This is a genomic window from Natronococcus sp., from assembly GCF_047921035.1.
Classification (GTDB): domain Archaea; phylum Halobacteriota; class Halobacteria; order Halobacteriales; family Natrialbaceae; genus Natronococcus.
Map to the genome: position 1 here is coordinate 1 of NZ_JBLRWX010000021.1, position 15,497 is coordinate 15,497.

Consider the following 15,497-nt stretch of genomic DNA (forward strand, 5'->3'; position numbering starts at 1 on the left):
GAGATGAAAACACGCGCCGAAACGCGAGACTGAGTCCCCGAACGACGGTTCTTATTTGCCCCAGAACGGGTCCCGGCTGCGCTGCTTGTCGAGGTACATGTTCAGCGCCTCGAGTTCGTCGCCGGGGATCTCGCTCGAGAGCTCCTGTTCCAAGATCTTCGCGTGTTTCTCGGGGATCTCGATCCAGAGCTCGTCGTCCTCCTCGATCTGGCGACCGACGGTGGGGCCGTCGATGGCGACCGAGACGCGGTTGCCCGCTCGGGCCTCGTCGACGTCCTCGCCCTGCTCCTGGATCCCCTTGACCTGCCCGACGCGCTCGGGCTCGTTGCCCTCGAACTTCACGACGTTCGCGTTGTTCTGGACGGTGCCGGAGTTGACCTCGACGCCGACGACGGCGGGGTCGTTCTGCCGGAAGGTGTGATCGGGCAGGATCCGAAAGCGCGCGGGGCGGACGATGTTCTCGAGGATGGTGTCCTGCTGGGCGCGCTCGAGTTCCTCGACGAACTCCTCGTACTCCTCGATCAGCTGGTAGATGACCTCGTCGGTGAAGACGCGAACGTCCTCGATCTCGGCCCGTTGCTCGGCGTCGCCGAGCACGTCGACGTTGAAGCCCAGAATTACCTGCTCTTTCCCCTCCTCGGCCGTCGAGGCGACCGAGACGTCCCGGGGCGCGACGTCGCCGACCTCCGCGCGGACGATCGGGACCTCCGCATCCTCTAAGGCGTCGGCCATCGCCTCGAGGCTGCCCAGCGTGTCGGCCTTGACGACGACGCCGGTCTCCTCGGTGTCGACGGCGATGCTCGCGAGTTCGTCCTCGACCTCCGCGATCACGTCCGCGCGCTCGCGATCCCGGACGACCCGGACGGGGGCGCCGGCGATGGCGTCGCCCAGATCGGGCGCGGCGACCTTGATCCCGGTCGCGGCCGACACCTCGTCGACCTTCTCGAACCGGCTCTCGGTGCGGATCTCCTCGAGCGGTCGGGGCTGGAGCAGCGCGCGGACGTCGGTGACGATCGGCTCGTTCGTGCCGCCGACGACGATCGTGTCGCTGGCCCGGAGCGTGCCGTCGTAGAGGACGAGGTCGATCGTCTTGCCGAAGCCCTTCTCCTCTTTGACCTCGAGGACGGTGCCGACGCCGGGGCCGGCGACGTCGATCTCCATCTCCTCTTTCATGTAGCGCTGGGAGAGCCCCATCATCACGGCCAGCAGGTCGGGCACCCCCTCGCCGGTCATCGCCGAGACGGGGACGACGCCGACGTTGCGCTGGAAGTTCTGGACCCGCCAGTACAGGTCCGCGGAGAAGCCCTCGTCCGAGAGGTTGCCGATGATCTCGTAGAGACTCTCGTCGAGCCGCGAGCGCACGCGGTCGGACTGGGCCTCGTAGGTCGCGTTGATCGGCGAGTCCTCGTTTGCGTTCCAGCCCGGAACGGTGTCGATCTTGTTCGCGGCGACGATAAACGGCGTCTGCGAGCGCTGGAGGATGTCAAGCGCCTCGAGGGTCTGTGGTTGGAAGCCGTCGTTGACGTCGACGACGAGGATCGCGATGTCGGCCAGCGCCCCGCCACGGGAGCGAAGCGTGGTAAAGGAGTGGTGGCCCGGCGTGTCGATGAACAGCAGGCCGGGCAGGTCGAAGTCGTCGGGGTCGACGAGCTCGCCCGCGATCGAGGAGATTACGTCCAGCGGCACCGCGGTGGCGCCGATGTGCTGGGTAATCGCGCCCGCTTCACCCTCGATGACCGCGGAGCCGCGGATCTTGTCGAGGAGGCTGGTCTTGCCGTGATCGACGTGTCCGAGGACGGCGACGATCGGCGTTCGTAAAGATGTGGGGTCGTGCGTATCCGAATCAGACATGGTGACCACCCGAGAAGGTCTTGGGTAAACCGTCCGTAGGACGGTAGTTAAACCCATCGTCACGGCGCTCGGGCTTGCGGGTCGACCCGAGTGACGGCGCCGCAGACGGGACCCTGGGAGCCGACCGAGGTCGGCGTCCGCGGAACTCACCGCTCGATCGGCCCGTGGACTTTAATAGCAACTAGTAAGTACGGGGTAGCATGAGCGAAGTGCTCGCCGAGAACCTCTCGGGGAAGTCCGTCATGGGGTCTGACGGGACGGAACTGGGAATGCTCTACAACATCACGACCGAGATCAAATCGGGAACGCTCCACGACCTCGTTATCGAACCGAACGAGGAACTCCCGACCCAGACGATCGACTTCGACACCGACGACGACGGCCGGTTCCGCGTGCCCATCAACCGCGTCCGCGCCGTGAAAGACTACATCGTCGTTCAGCGCTAACGGTATGTACGTTCTCGACTCCTCGGCTTTTATCCACGACTACCACACCACGGAACAGATCGCGACGATTCCGCTCGTCCGCGAGGAACTCAAAGACGAGAGCGCCTATCGCTACGACGCGATGGAGGGCTCGGGGATGCACATCCACATCCCCAACGAGGACACCACCGAGAAGGTCCGACGCGCGGCGAGCGAATCGGGCGACCTCGAGGTCCTCTCGGACACCGACGTTCGCCTCGTCGCCGCGAGCTTCGAACTCGACGCTACACTCGTCACCGACGACTACGCGATGCAAAACGTCGCCGAGAAGCTAAACGTCGACGTCGAGGTGATCGCCCGCGACGGGATCGAGGAACAGCGAAGCTGGCGGTTCCAGTGCCAGGGCTGCGGACGGGAGTTCGACGAAGAAAAGGAGCGGTGTCCGATCTGCGGGTCGGGACTGGCGCGCAAGAACCCGACCTAGGCGACCAGAATAATCATCTGGATCGCGTTGTACGCGCCGTGGACCAGCGCCGGGACGAGCAGGTTGTCGGTCCGCTCGTAGAGGAACCCGAGCACCAGCGAGAGGCCGAACAGCACGGCCAGACTCGCGAGGATCTGTCCAGGACCCGCGGTCGCGTACGCCGCGACGTGGACCCCTGCGAAGATGACGCTCGTGACGACGACCGAACCGTACCGCGAGAACGTCTCGTACAGCGATTTCTGGACGACGTTTCGGTAGAGCAGTTCCTCGAAGGGACCGACCACCAGCAGCATACCGGGGACGATCACGACGATCAGTTCGGGGTTCTGTTCGACCTGCTGTGTCGTGCCGTGATCGGCGGTGTCGACGCCCACGGCGGTCATCGCGACCGAGATCGCGATCAGCGCGCCGAACAGCAACACCAGCCCGCCGACCGTCCAGCCCACCGCCCGCAGACTCGGCACCTCGAGGTCGAGAAACGACAGGTCGTACCCGCGAACCCCCATGTAGACGGCCGCGACCGAACCCAGTCCGACGGCCGTCGAGAGGTACTGGACGAGTTGCGAATCGAGGGCCGCGTTCCCGGTTCCGAGAACCGCGACCAGATCCGCGAGAAACACCGCGGCGAACGCCATCGCGATCAGCCCGGCGAACCCGACGACCGTCATCGTCGAGAACCGCCGCGCCCGGTGGAGGAGACCGCGCGTCGAGACGCCGGCGTAGTCGGCGGCGGCGATTCCGATCGACGCACCCGCCGCCGCGAACGCGAGAAACAGGAGCGATATCGTCCACCCGACTCCCGGAACGGTCGCCGAGGCGGTCGTCCCCTGGTTGACCGCGTACCCCGTCAGCAACACCACCAGCAGGCTCGAGCCCGCGGCGGCCAGCGCGCCGGGCGCTCGTCCGAGCGCACCGTGGCGACGAGCCAGGAACGCGACGAGGGTCACGACCGCGAACGCCGCGGCCAGCAGGACGAACGGGTCCTCGGTGCCGCCGCGAACGGGGATGACGGCGGCGGCCATCGCAACGGAGGCGGGGACGACGCCGAGCGACGGGACCGTGGACTCGTCGCTCGAGCCCGCGCCGCCGGGTCGTGCAGTCTCGCTCATACCGGTACCTTCGAGCGCGCGCCCATAGGGGCTCCGCAATCCGGCGACGCGACCCGTCGCTTCGGTCGTCGATCCGACTCGTTACCGTTCGACTCGCAGCTCCGTTTTCTCGGCGACGGCGTCGGCCTCCTCGAACTCGCCGCCCCCGAGTAGACCCCGGGTCGCCTTCTTTGCCCACTCCACGGCGGGCTGTTCGAACGTGTTCACGCCGTAGAGTTCGCCCGCGAGCACGCAGGCGGCCTCCATCCCGTACAGCAGGCCGCCCAGTTCGTACTCGTCGACGCCGTCGAGTTCGACCCGGACGTTCGGCCGGCCCGCCGCGGCGAGGCTCGCCTCCGTGGCCTCGAACTCCGCCGAGAGCAGCTCCCCGAGCGTCGAGTCGCCGAGGTAGGCCAGATCGTCGACGTCGGTGTCGGGGATCGAACGATCCTCGCTCTCTCCGGGCGTGACGAACGTCACCAGCTTGTCACGGGGACCCGCGCGGTAGAGCTGGAGCTGGGAGTGCTGGTCGGTGACGCCCAGCGCGCGAAGCGGCGTCTGCCCGAGGTCGTCCTTGCCGAGGCTCTCGGCCCACAGCTGGGCGAACCACTCCGAGTAGGTCTCGAGCGACTCCGCGTAAGGGACCATCGCGTTCATCCCGGCGCCCCGGGCGTCCAGCGCGTAGCTGGTCGCCCCGTAGGCGTAGGCCGGACACTCGAACAGCGATCCCGTGAGGGTGTCGGCCTCGGCTGCGGCACCCGAGAGCAGGGCCTCGAGGTCGTGGCCGCAGACCGCGGCGGCGACCATCCCCACGGCGGAGAGCGCCGAGAAACGGCCCGGGACGCCGTCGGGAACCTTCAGCGACGGCAGGTCGTGACGCTCCGAGAGGTCGCGGAGGGGGCCGGAGTCGCCCGTCGTCACGATCGTTCGCTCGGTCCAGTCGACGCCCGCGTCCTCGAACGCCTCTCTGACGACCAGGAAGTTCGCCAGCGTCTCCGCAGTGGTCCCCGACCGGGAAACCACGTTGACGGCGGTGTTCTCGAGCGGGAGGGCCTCGAGTTCGGCCGTGACCCACGCGGGGTCGACGTTGTCGAGGTAGACGGTCTCGGTGTCCGACTCGAGCGCGTCGGTGATCGTCGCCGCCCCGAGCGCGCTGCCGCCGATGCCGACCGTGATCAGGGCCTCGGCGTCGGCGACGGGTTCGACCGCCGTGCGGATCTCGTCGGGATCGGTTCGCTCCGGGAGGTTCAGCGCCTCGTACCCGTGTTCTCCGTTTGCCATCCCGTCCTCGATCCGTTCGTGTGCGTCGGCGACCTGCTCGTCCAGGCGCTCGAGTGAGTCTCGAGAGACGCCCGGCGAAGCGACCGACGCGAGCGCGTTGCCGATGTCGACGTCCATGCTCGAGAGGGCACCCGCCTGCGGTAAAGGCGTTCCGTCACGCGCTGCGGTCGACGGGTCTCATACGGACTACTGTAGTTCTTTACCGGTGATCGCTCGGGCGGGGACAGCGATCACCGGTAGAACGCTACAACAATCCGTATCAGGCGAACAGCAGGAGAAGCGAGAACGCGATCGGAACCAGCGCAAGCGACACGAAAACGTACCGCCAGGTACCGTACGGCGGCTCGTCGACCTCGCCGTTTCGGCGGTTCCGTTCGTACGCCGCCCACGCGCCGACGACGAACGCGAGGAGTGCGATCGGCACGACCGCGAACATGACGTAGCTCCAGCCGACGGCGGTCTCGAACGCCCAGAATCCGACGAGCGCTCCGAGAAGGGTCCCGCCCAGCAGCGCGTCCGTCGGCAACCGCGCGCCGAGCAGCGCGGTCCCGAGGGCGAGCAGCGCGAACCAGGCGACGAGAAGGAGGTCCCCGGCGGGCTCGAGCGCCGATACCGCCGCCATTCCGTACAGCGAACCTGCGGGGGCGATCGCCCCGAACGCGAAGACGAACCCGAAGAGAACGATATCCGGTCGTTCGTTCACGGATTCGAATACATCGAAACGAGTGATATACGTGTCGGCCCGCTATGACGAACGGGCCGAGAGGCAGCGTCGAGCGAGCAAGGGTGTCGATATCGACGTCCGGACTCGAGGGGCGCCCGTCTGTGGTGAAGTCGTTCATCGTGCGGCGAATCGGCCACCGGGACGGATCGGACTCCCTGTCGAAACTATGCACCACACTTATGTTATATTGTTAAGTGGTTCTCGAGTATGATCGGCGCAGAGACGAAAATCACCGCCGGATTCGTGATTTCACTACTCGATCGTTCGGTAACCGACGAGGGAACCGAATCCGGGACAAAAAGTCCCGTCGCCTCGCCCCGATCCGAAACCTCGAAACCCGCCACGCGTCTACGAACCGCTATGACCGAACAGACGGGCACGTTCGTCGTCACCCACGCCGAAGCGGAGTCGGCCGTCGTCCGCGACGTCGAGACCGCACAGGTACACACCCTCTCCTCGAATCCCGGCCTCGAGGTCCACGACGTCCTCGAGGCGACCGTCGCCCCCGAGCCGCCCCTCGAGGTCGCCTGGGAGGTCGTCGACGTCGCAGACCGGCGATCGATCGAGCTGGTCGACAGCGACCTCGAGCCGACCACCCACGAGAAGGAGCTCGCGGCCGACGCCGAGGTCGGCGAACTCGTTCAGGAGGAACGGGCGGGAACCGGCGAGATCCACGTCTTCAACCTCGAGGACGAGGTCGAAGCCGCGGCGCAGGACGTCCTCGAGGACGAGGAGACGGTCGCCCGGGCGGCCCGGCTCGAGGCGGTCCGCGTCGAGGTGCGTCGGTCGGCCGACGACGGCGTGTTGAGCGTTCGATACCTACCAGATTGAACTCGCTACCCGTGGCTCGGTCCGCCCTTGCTCTGGACGCGCCAGCTCCCCTGCACGCCACAGGCCTCGCGGACGTCGTACTCGATTTCGGTGTCGTCGACGATTCGCGAGCCCCCCTCGACGTCCTCGACCCGCAGCGGGACGTCGAGCGTGTTGCCACAGCAGCCGACGCCGACGAACTCCTCCCAGACGTCGCCCGGCTCCGCGGTGTCGCGGGTCTTCCGGAGGAACGCCCGGAACGAGGGTTTCTCGACCTGAAACCGACCCCACTCGGAGAGGTCCGCAGGGTAGGAGACGACTACTCGCTCGGCAAAGGCGTTCCGTGCGGCGTCGGCCGGCTCATCGATCATCGTCGACGCTTCGGGTGTCTCTGCGGTCATACCCCGGTCTACGAGCTCGAGCGGTTTTAGCTCGTCGTCGGACCCCAGTTATTCTCACAGCGGATTGACACAGAAATTAGGAAGGCTTACACGGCCCGACTGCCAGGTGGGTGGTATATGGGGTATTTCGACGTACCGGAGGTCGACTACACCCGGTACAGCGACCGCCAGCTGGCGGCGGTGCCGCTCGCGGTTCTCGGGGTCGCGTTGCTCGTTCTCGTCGGGTCGTTTCTGCTGTTCGGAACGCCGGTCCAGCTCGGGATGGACTTCGCCGGCGGGACGGAGCTGACGGTCCAGACGACCGCATCGGAGGGAGAGATTCCGGAGGCGTTCGACGAGGAGCCCGAGTCCGTCCAGTCGGTCGCCTCGGAGGAGAACCAGTACATCGTTCAGTTCGCCTCGACCGACCAGGAGGCGTTGAGCGAACAGGCGGAGGCGAACTTACAGCCCGACGGCGACGCCGCGGTCATCCAGCAGGTGTCCTCGACGTCGGCGAGCTTCGGCGAACAGACCCAGCAGACCGCGCTGCTGGGGATCGCCGTCGCCTTCCTCGGGATGAGCGTGCTCGCCTTCGTGCTGTTTCGGACGTTCGTTCCCTCGATCGCGATCGTCGTCTCGGCGTTTTCGGACATCGTGATCCCGCTGGCGTTCATGGCTATCGCCGGAATCCCGCTCTCGCTGGGAACCGTCGCCGCCCTGCTCATGCTGATCGGCTACTCCGTCGACTCGGACATCCTGTTGAACAACCACGTCCTGCGCCGGGGCGGTGACTTCTACGAGAGCACCCACCGCGCGATGCGAACCGGCGTCACGATGACCGTCACGTCCATGATGGCGATGCTCGTGATGGGGACCGCCGCGTGGCTCTTCGGCGTCGAGTTGCTCTCCTCGATCGGCATCATCCTCTTCGTCGGCCTCGCAGCTGACCTGATGAACACGTACATGCTGAACCTGAGCCTGCTTCGCTGGTACAAGTTCCACGGGGTGGCACGATGAATCCGATCGCCTTCGTCAAGGAGCACTGGCGGATCCTCCTGCTGGTACTGTTCGTCAGCGCCGCGCTCGTCGCGCTGTTCGTCCCCGGCGGGGTGATGGACGACGACACGCTCGTCGAGGAGGAAAACGAGTCGATCGACGAGGGACTGACCAACCTCGAGTACGGCCTCGGACTCGACGGCGGGACCCGGATTAGCGCGCCGCCGGTCGGCATGAGCGCCACCATCGACATCGAGCCGGAACAGGAACGCGAGGTCGAGTCGACGCTCCAGGACGAACTCGGCGTCGACGCCGCCGACGCCATCGTGCGGTACCACGAGGACGACAACCGCTTCACCGCCGAGGTGTTCGCCGAGGAGGTGACCGCCGCGGAGTTCGCCGCCGCCCTGCAGGAGGCCGGCGTCGACGTCGACGAGGGTGACGTCGACGACGAGGTCACCCAGCAGACCCGCGACGAGATCATCCAGACGATCGAGTTGCGGATCAACGAGGCCGGCCTCTCAGGCGGGACCGCCTACCAGGAGGCGACCGTCGGCGACGGCTACTACATCGTCACCGAGGTGCCCGGCATGAGCCCCGCCGAACTCCGCGAGATGCTGACCGAGCGCGGGGACGTCCAGATCGTCGCCTACTACCCCGACGAGAACGGCACCCAGACCAACGAGAGCGTCCTCCAGGGCGAGGAGTTCGCCAACGTCGGCTCGGCGTCGTACAACGACCGCGAGGGGTACCACTACGTTCCCGTCACCGTCGACGACAGCGAGGACGCCGACGGCTCCAGTCCCGCCGCCGACTACCAGGCGGCGATGAACGAGTACGGCTTCACCGGTGAGGGGATCGGCCAGTGCGCCGTCCACGACCGCGAGGCCGGCGAGTTCGACTTCGATCCCGGCGTCCCGCAGTGGTGTCTGCTCACCGTTGTCGACGACGAGGTCGTCGACGCCCACAGTATGAGCCCCGATCTGGGCGAGAGCATGGCTTCCGGCAACTGGGTGAACGACCCCGTCTTCCAGATGATCGTGCCGACCCAGCAGGACGCCCACAACCTCGCCGTGAACCTCCAGTCGGGCGCCCTGACCGCCCCCCTCGACTTCGAGCAGGAGCAGACGTTCTCGCTCGAGCCCGCGCTCGCGGATCAGTTCAAGACCTACTCGCTTTTGATCGGCGTGCTCTCGGTGCTGACGGTCAGCGGGATGGTCTACCTGCGCTACAACGATCCCCGGGTGGCCGCACCGATGATCGTCACTGCGCTGGCGGAGGTCGTCATCCTGCTCGGGTTCGCTGCGGCGATACGGATGCCGCTGGATCTCTCCCACGTCGCCGGCTTCATCGCCGTCGTCGGGACCGGGGTCGACGACCTCATCATCATCGCCGACGAGGTGATGGACGACGGCGACGTCAGCTCCCGGCGCGTCTTCGAATCGCGGTTCCGCAAGGCGTTCTGGATCATCGGCGCCGCCGCGGCGACGACGATCATCGCGTTGTCGCCGCTGGCCGTGTTGAGCCTCGGCGATCTCCGCGGCTTTGCCATCATCACGATCCTCGGCGTGCTGATCGGCGTGCTCATCACCCGTCCCGCCTACGGGGACATCCTCCAGCGGCTCCTGACCGACAAGTAGCCGCCCGTCGACGCACCGTTTCAGGTCGGAACGACGTTCGAGAGACCGATGCTCTCGAGCACCAGCCAGACCACGAACACGCCGTACGCGCCGAGCAACAGCCAGGCCTCTCGCTCCGAGAGCAGCATGCCCGTTCGAGCGATCGCGAAGAAAACGACCGTCGCGAGGACGAGAAACGCCATCATCGGGACGATGTGAGCGAACGTGATCGCCAGGGTACCAGCGACGAGCACACCGATCGGAACGGCGACGAGCAGGTCGAAGATGTTGCTTCCCAGCACGTTCGCGATGCTGACCGACGGCCGGTCGGCCCTGGCCGCGGCGATGCTGACGAAGGCGTCCGGAACGCTCGAGCCCGCGGCGACGACGATCATCCCCCAGAGGAAGGCGGGGGTGCCGAAGGCGTCGCCGAGGCCGATCGCGGCCCGGACGAGCCCCTCGACGCCGACGACGATGACGACCAGTCCGGCCCCGAACCACAGCCAGGTTCGCGGGAGGTTCACGGACGGATCGGCCTCGAGTTCGTCCTCGGCGGCGTCTAAGTACTGGGTGAAGACGTAGAGGCCGTACAGCGCGAGGGGAAACAGCGCGAGCCACCGCGTGACCTCGCCCTGCAGCCCCGCGCCCTCGAGGGGGTAGTAGATCACCGCGAGCGAGAACGTCAGCAGGAGTGCGGCGACCGCGAGCATGTAGAACAGCGCCTCCTTGTAGACGAGTTCGCGGTTCGTCTCGACGCCGCCGGTGCCGACGAGCACGGCGAGACCCGGAATCACGAGCAGGTTGAAAACGGCCGAGCCGACGATCGCGCCGACGCCGAGTTCGAACTCACCGTGGACCAGCGTCGCCAGCAGGACGCTCACCAGTTCGGGCATGCTCGAGCCGACGGCAGCGATGATCGCCCCCTGGACGACCGGCGGAACGCCGTAGCCGACCGCGATCCGGTCGGCCGAGGTCTCGAGCCAGGCGCTGCCCTTCCAGACGACGCCCGTCGCGACGGTCGCGAGGACGAGGAACCAGACGATCTCGAGCACGACTCTCTCGTCAGTACTCCCGTCGGGAACCCGCATAAAACGACGACCTGAATCGGCGTCAGAACTGCTCGAGTCCCGTCTGCTCGGCGTCGGCGAGGACGTCCGCGCAGGTCGACCACGACCCGCGGGCGAACGGTGGGAGTTCGCCGCGTTCGGCGACGTAGGACTCGAGGAACTCCCGGGTGGTCGGATCGCTCGGGTAGCCGCTGCCGACCGGGCCGTACTCGTCGGTCAGCGCGGCCATCGAAGCGTCGCGCTCGACCTTGGCGACGATGCTCGCCGCGCCGACGATCGGATCGGTGTCGTCCGCGCCGTGTTCGGCCGCGATGTCGAGGTCGCGCTCGAGTCCGCAGGCGTCGGCGACCCGTCGGGCGAAGCGGTCGGCATCGGTGTCGCAGGCGTCGCAGAGACCGGACACCGGCGAATCAGCGGAGACGTCGGCGGTCTCGATCGCCCCCTCGATCGCCTCGGCGTGAGCCCTCACGGCGAGCGAGTTCATATTGGTCTCCGGATCGTCGATCAGGGTCGGCGTGACCTCGGCGACGCCGACGACGATCCGGTCGTCCCCGTACAGCGTCGCCGCCAGCTCCTCGCGGCGCTCCGGAGCGAGTCGCTTCGAGTCCGCGATTCCCTCGGGGAGCGCGGCGGCTTCCGGGACGCGGACGGCCGCGGCGAACATCGATCCCAGCGCGGGCCCCTTTCCGGCCTCGTCGACGCCGAACGGCATGACTCGAGGGTCGGACGGAAGCGAGAAAATCGTTGTGGAAGTCGCGACGGAGCTGTCGACAGTCCAACCGTTTTTGTCTCGAGTTGTCGTACCCGAGGGTATGAGCGGTACCGGCCTCGTCGAGCGCCGCCTGCAGATGATTCTCGACGCCGATTCCGCGTCGAAACGGGCGGACGTCGAGCCGTCGCCGCCGTCCCGCTCGGAGACGCGACCGGGAGCCGGAACCGAACCGACGGAACCGGCAAACGTGGATCGTGATCTCGAGTCGGCGGAAGACGTTCGCTGATCCGCCCGCGCGCCTCGTTACGACGCCGACGCTGCTGTCGGTCTTTACAAAACGAGACTTACTCTCGCCGTCGACGGCTGCCAGTGTTCTGGACTCGATCACCGACGCACGGAGCTGGGACGGGAACAGCTACGTCCAGCGAGCGCGCTCACAACTCGAGAATCGCTGACGGACGGATCCTCCTCAGTCGGCCGTCTCGGACGGACTTTCTCGTTCCTCGCTCGGCTCGTCCCGGAAGAACTCCTCGAGCTCGAACGGTTCGTCCTCGCCCTCGACGCCGGTGACGTCCAGCGCCGTCACCTCGGCGTCGGTCTCGAGTAGCCCCGCCAGACTGGGCTCGGTTCGGCCCTCGTCGCTGCTGATGAGTTCCTTCACGTAGAGCCCGCCCGCGCCGTGGATCCGAACCTCCGCGCGGGTCGAATCCTCGCGCTCGAGGTCGCCGTCGATCTCGTAGACGGTGCGCTCGCGGGTCAGGCCCGCACGACGGTGGTCGACGCGCTGGGGCGTGTACTGCTCGACGGTGGTGCCCGAGAGCTCCTCGAGTGCGGCCTCGAACGCGTCTTCGTCGACTGGTTCGGAAAATTCGACGTCCGCGCGGTAGTGTTTGCTCGCGTCGTGTTCTTTCACCCGTTCGACCATCTCGTAGGTCGCGAGTCGGAGCCCCTCGACCTCGACGCTCCCCTCGGCCGCCGCGTTGATCTCGCGCTCGAGTTCCGCGGGGTCGGGGTCGCGTCGCTTCGGTCGCTTGACCTCGAGGACGAACGGCCGGCCCTCCTCGAGCATCCGGGCGTCGACGTCCTCGCGGCCAGCGCCGTGGAAAGTTCCTTCCTCGCCGTCCATCGCTTCGACGACGTGGGGGCGGACGACCTGCTCGACGCTGGTGTCGTACATGTAGCCCGAGCCGCCGCAGTAGTCGCAGGGCTCCTCGCCGTCGTCGCCCAGTTGAACGCCGCTGCCGCCACACTCCCGGCAGGGCCACTCCGTCTGGGGGATGTCCCGCTCGAGCTTGCGGTAGCGACCGTAGACGAAGGCGGGGTTGATCTGGACGTCGACCGCGTGGCTCGTGACGGCGTCGTCCGCGTCGAACTCGAGGGGGTCGAACGCCTCGAGGTCGACGACCGCGAGCACGTCCGGGCGGTCGAAGTCGACCTCGGCGCCCGTCTTCGAACCGACGCGCCGACCGACCTCGCGGTTCATCTCGCGCTTGAGCGACTCGCCGACGTCGGGGTCGAGACTTGCGTCCTCGCGGAGGAGGCGGTCGTTCTCCTCGACGAGCGGGGGAACGCGGGTTCCGACCTGGTAGGTCGCGAACTCGACGCCCTCGAGTTCGCCGACGATCGTTTCTGCGATCGCGTCGAACGCGGCGCAGTACCCCTCGCAGACCCAACAGGCCTCGGGATCGACGGGATCGAAGTCGTCGTCGTCCTCGATCGCGATCGTCGTCCGCAGCGCCCGGCCCCGCTCTGCGTTGGTCAGCCCGAAGCTCCGCTCGGCGAACGGCCGGCCGAGACAGGAGTCACAGACCGACCCCGTCGAGAGCAGCGCGCGGGCGTCTTCGGTACTCATATGGCCCCACTCGGGTAGCCGCGGGTAACACGTTTTCCATTCGACGCCCGCGGCGAGTCACCATGACGGACCGTCCCACGAGGTTCAAATACGTCCGGTACAACCCGTCGGTATGGATCAGTATCGACCGAGCCGTCGCGACGTCCTCGCGGGTGCGGGCGTCGGCGTCGTCGGCCTGGTCGCCGGCTGTGCCGAACCGCGGACCGAGAGCTCGATCGAGGGGGACTCCTCGAACGAGATCGATCGGGAGAACCGCGCGGACGGATCGACCTACACCGACGTCTACGAGACGATCATCGACTCGGTGACCCAGATCCGCGCGTTCGGCATCGAGGACCCTTACACCGAGGAGGAGGGGCGGGGCCAGGGGTCGGGGTTCGTCGTCGACGGCGAGTACATCGTCACGAACGAGCACGTCGTCGCCGGCGCACAGGAGGTCGACCTGCAGTACATCAACGGCGACTGGTCGGGCACCCGACTGCTGGGCAGCGACCGGATCAGCGATCTCGCCGTCCTCGAGGCCGACCACGTTCCCGACGGCGCGGCCCCGCTGGGGCTGGCCGAGGAGCGCCCCGTCGTCGGCCAGGAGGTGCTCGCGATCGGCAACCCCTACGGGCTCGAGGGGTCGATGTCGTCGGGGATCGTCAGCGGAGTCGATCGAACCGTTCCGGCGCCCCACGGCGACTTCGCGTTCTCGAACGCCGTCCAGACCGACGCGGCGGTCAACCCCGGCAACAGCGGCGGGCCGCTGGTCGACCTCGACGGGAACGTCGTCGGCGTCGTCAACGCCGGCGGCGGCGACAACATCGGCTTTGCGATCTCGGCCGCGCTCTCCCGGCGGATCGTCCCCGCGCTCATCGAGGACGGCGAGTACGACCACCCGTTCCTCGGGATCGCGCTCGCCACCGTCGACCGACTGATCGCCGAGGAGAACGACCTCGAGGAGGCGACCGGCGTCATCGTCACCGAGACGCTCCAGGAGCCCGCGCTCGGTGCACTTCAGGGGGCGGACCGAACCGTCGAGCGCGGCGGAGAACGGGTCCCGGTCGGCGGGGACGTCATCCTCTCGATCGACGGCGAGCCGATTCCGGACCGCCACGCGCTCTCGACGCATCTCGCGCTCGAGACCAGCCCCGGCGACACCGTCGCGGTCGAACTGCGTCGGGACGGCGAGGTTCGGACCGGCGACCTGACACTCGGCGTGCGACCGACCGACGGCTGAGACGGATTGCTGTACCGATTTGCTGGCGCAACCGCCGTCCGTGTCGCGGTTGCGCCGGAACTGACGTACAGTAATCCGTATTCGGGAAACGGATCTCGGACCGAACGGGGTCCGTACGGTCGGCGATACCGGTTGCCGACAGCGAAAGTGGTCGGTAACGATTCGGTACATTCTCGATATAGATATATTCTTTTACAACTGATTAAGGAGTCTGAAAGACGTCTGAGAGGAACGCTACCGCGATAGCTCGACCAGTTAAATCCTCGATAACAATAGTGGGTTTCGGCGTAGTCGTGGTTGGCGCGATGGCCGCCTGTTCCCTATGACAAACACGAACACAACCGACCCCGACGCCGAACCGGTTCCCTCCCGAGACGCGAGTCTCGAGCTCGATAGCGTGACGATCCAGAACAACGACGGACCCAACGAGTGTGCGATGTTTCCACGGAACGCGACCGAGATGGAGCTGATGACCAACTGGATCGCAGCCTACGACGACGCGTTCGTCAGGCTCGAGTCGATGCGCTGAACCATGTACGCCTGGAGCACCGTCACCGCAATCGGGTTCTGGATCGGGACCCTCCTCCCGGTCGTCTACCTGCCGGTGTTCATCGCCGGTATCGATTCGGTGCAAGCGCTGACACTGCTGTTCGGCCTGCTGGGCGTTCACGCGCTCGCCCTGATCGTCGGGCACGGCTACGACGCCTCCCGAACCCGGTGAGCGAGCGCCCGGTCCCCGCTGACGTCTCGCTTACTCCGCGGGCTGCCAGACCTGTGCCTGCGGCGTGCCACAGTCGTCACAGACCGCGGCCGCGTTATCCTTGTACTCCTCGCGTTCGAGTTCGCCGTCCTCACAGACCGGGCAGGGCCGTCCCTCGAGGATGGCGAGCACGTCCCGTTGCTGCCCGGCAGTGGACTGCGGTTTCGACATACTACTCACTACTGCCACCCGACTGACGTGAAACCGTTCGCCCTGTACCTGCAAG

At 66.9% G+C, this 15,497-nt stretch carries 18 protein-coding genes; 9 read left to right on the top strand and 9 right to left on the bottom strand.

Annotated features, from left to right (window positions below; all coding sequences use genetic code 11):
- Positions 1–51: 51 nt before the first annotated feature.
- Positions 52–1,851, bottom strand: coding sequence for a translation initiation factor IF-2 (gene infB / locus ACNA7R_RS06385; protein WP_416282726.1), 1,800 nt, complete (start codon positions 1,849–1,851; stop codon positions 52–54).
- A gap of 200 nt (positions 1,852–2,051) precedes the next feature.
- Between infB and ACNA7R_RS06390 the strand changes: the two genes are divergently transcribed.
- Together ACNA7R_RS06390 and ACNA7R_RS06395 are read left to right on the top strand one after the other, a co-directional pair.
- On the top strand, positions 2,052–2,297 hold the full coding sequence (locus ACNA7R_RS06390; protein WP_416282727.1) for a PRC-barrel domain-containing protein: 246 nt from the start codon (positions 2,052–2,054) through the stop codon (positions 2,295–2,297).
- A gap of 4 nt (positions 2,298–2,301) precedes the next feature.
- Positions 2,302–2,760 carry an NOB1 family endonuclease gene (locus ACNA7R_RS06395; RefSeq protein ID WP_416282728.1) on the top strand — a complete coding sequence of 153 codons (459 nt, stop codon included), beginning with the start codon at positions 2,302–2,304 and terminating at the stop codon, positions 2,758–2,760.
- Here ACNA7R_RS06395 and ACNA7R_RS06400 read toward each other — a convergent pair.
- From ACNA7R_RS06400 to ACNA7R_RS06410, 3 genes are all read right to left on the bottom strand, one after another.
- A complete protein-coding gene (locus ACNA7R_RS06400; protein ID WP_416282729.1) occupies positions 2,757–3,869 on the bottom strand; it encodes a lysostaphin resistance A-like protein in 1,113 nt (370 codons plus the stop codon). The genes ACNA7R_RS06395 and ACNA7R_RS06400 overlap by 4 nt on opposite strands.
- A gap of 81 nt (positions 3,870–3,950) precedes the next feature.
- On the bottom strand, positions 3,951–5,246 hold the full coding sequence (locus ACNA7R_RS06405; protein ID WP_416282730.1) for a glucose-6-phosphate isomerase: 1,296 nt from the start codon (positions 5,244–5,246) through the stop codon (positions 3,951–3,953).
- A 142-nt stretch (positions 5,247–5,388) separates the two neighbouring features.
- Positions 5,389–5,832 carry a hypothetical protein gene (locus ACNA7R_RS06410; protein WP_416282731.1) on the bottom strand — a complete coding sequence of 148 codons (444 nt, stop codon included), beginning with the start codon at positions 5,830–5,832 and terminating at the stop codon, positions 5,389–5,391.
- 381 nt (positions 5,833–6,213) lie between these two features.
- On the opposite strand from ACNA7R_RS06410, the gene ACNA7R_RS06415 reads away from it, so the two are divergent.
- Complete coding sequence (locus ACNA7R_RS06415; protein ID WP_416282732.1) at positions 6,214–6,684, top strand: DUF5812 family protein; 471 nt, start codon at positions 6,214–6,216, stop codon at positions 6,682–6,684.
- A 5-nt stretch (positions 6,685–6,689) separates the two neighbouring features.
- Here the strand turns inward: ACNA7R_RS06415 and ACNA7R_RS06420 are convergent, their stop codons facing one another.
- Entirely contained in the window at positions 6,690–7,034 is a 345-nt protein-coding gene (locus ACNA7R_RS06420; RefSeq protein ID WP_416282770.1) for a hypothetical protein, read from the bottom strand.
- A gap of 147 nt (positions 7,035–7,181) precedes the next feature.
- Between ACNA7R_RS06420 and secF the strand changes: the two genes are divergently transcribed.
- Positions 7,182–8,060, top strand: a complete 879-nt coding sequence (secF, locus tag ACNA7R_RS06425; RefSeq protein ID WP_416282733.1) for a protein translocase subunit SecF — start codon at positions 7,182–7,184, stop codon at positions 8,058–8,060.
- Positions 8,057–9,679, top strand: a complete 1,623-nt coding sequence (locus ACNA7R_RS06430) for a preprotein translocase subunit SecD (RefSeq protein ID WP_416282734.1) — start codon at positions 8,057–8,059, stop codon at positions 9,677–9,679. The genes secF and ACNA7R_RS06430 overlap by 4 nt, the downstream gene beginning before the upstream one ends.
- Before the next feature lie 20 nt (positions 9,680–9,699).
- Here the strand turns inward: ACNA7R_RS06430 and ACNA7R_RS06435 are convergent, their stop codons facing one another.
- Positions 9,700–10,746, bottom strand: coding sequence for a sodium:calcium antiporter (locus ACNA7R_RS06435; protein WP_416282735.1), 1,047 nt, complete (start codon positions 10,744–10,746; stop codon positions 9,700–9,702).
- 22 nt (positions 10,747–10,768) lie between these two features.
- Positions 10,769–11,437: a ribonuclease HII gene (gene rnhB / locus ACNA7R_RS06440; protein ID WP_416282736.1), complete on the bottom strand. Its 669-nt coding sequence runs from the start codon at positions 11,435–11,437 to the stop codon at positions 10,769–10,771.
- A 100-nt stretch (positions 11,438–11,537) separates the two neighbouring features.
- On the opposite strand from rnhB, the gene ACNA7R_RS06445 reads away from it, so the two are divergent.
- Entirely contained in the window at positions 11,538–11,723 is a 186-nt protein-coding gene (locus ACNA7R_RS06445; protein ID WP_416282737.1) for a hypothetical protein, read from the top strand.
- A gap of 183 nt (positions 11,724–11,906) precedes the next feature.
- Here the strand turns inward: ACNA7R_RS06445 and ACNA7R_RS06450 are convergent, their stop codons facing one another.
- Entirely contained in the window at positions 11,907–13,289 is a 1,383-nt protein-coding gene (locus tag ACNA7R_RS06450) for a tRNA pseudouridine(54/55) synthase Pus10 (RefSeq protein WP_416282738.1), read from the bottom strand.
- Between the two features lie 112 nt (positions 13,290–13,401).
- Between ACNA7R_RS06450 and ACNA7R_RS06455 the strand changes: the two genes are divergently transcribed.
- The 3 genes from ACNA7R_RS06455 to ACNA7R_RS06465 all read left to right on the top strand — a co-directional run bounded on the left by ACNA7R_RS06455 (position 13,402) and on the right by ACNA7R_RS06465 (position 15,232).
- On the top strand, positions 13,402–14,511 hold the full coding sequence (locus ACNA7R_RS06455) for a S1C family serine protease (protein WP_416282739.1): 1,110 nt from the start codon (positions 13,402–13,404) through the stop codon (positions 14,509–14,511).
- A gap of 322 nt (positions 14,512–14,833) precedes the next feature.
- Positions 14,834–15,040, top strand: a complete 207-nt coding sequence (locus tag ACNA7R_RS06460) for a hypothetical protein (RefSeq protein ID WP_416282740.1) — start codon at positions 14,834–14,836, stop codon at positions 15,038–15,040.
- A gap of 3 nt (positions 15,041–15,043) precedes the next feature.
- Positions 15,044–15,232, top strand: coding sequence for a hypothetical protein (locus ACNA7R_RS06465; protein ID WP_416282741.1), 189 nt, complete (start codon positions 15,044–15,046; stop codon positions 15,230–15,232).
- Positions 15,233–15,262: 30 nt separating this feature from the next.
- Here the strand turns inward: ACNA7R_RS06465 and ACNA7R_RS06470 are convergent, their stop codons facing one another.
- Positions 15,263–15,442: an HVO_A0556 family zinc finger protein gene (locus ACNA7R_RS06470; RefSeq protein ID WP_416282742.1), complete on the bottom strand. Its 180-nt coding sequence runs from the start codon at positions 15,440–15,442 to the stop codon at positions 15,263–15,265.
- Positions 15,443–15,497: the final 55 nt, after the last annotated feature.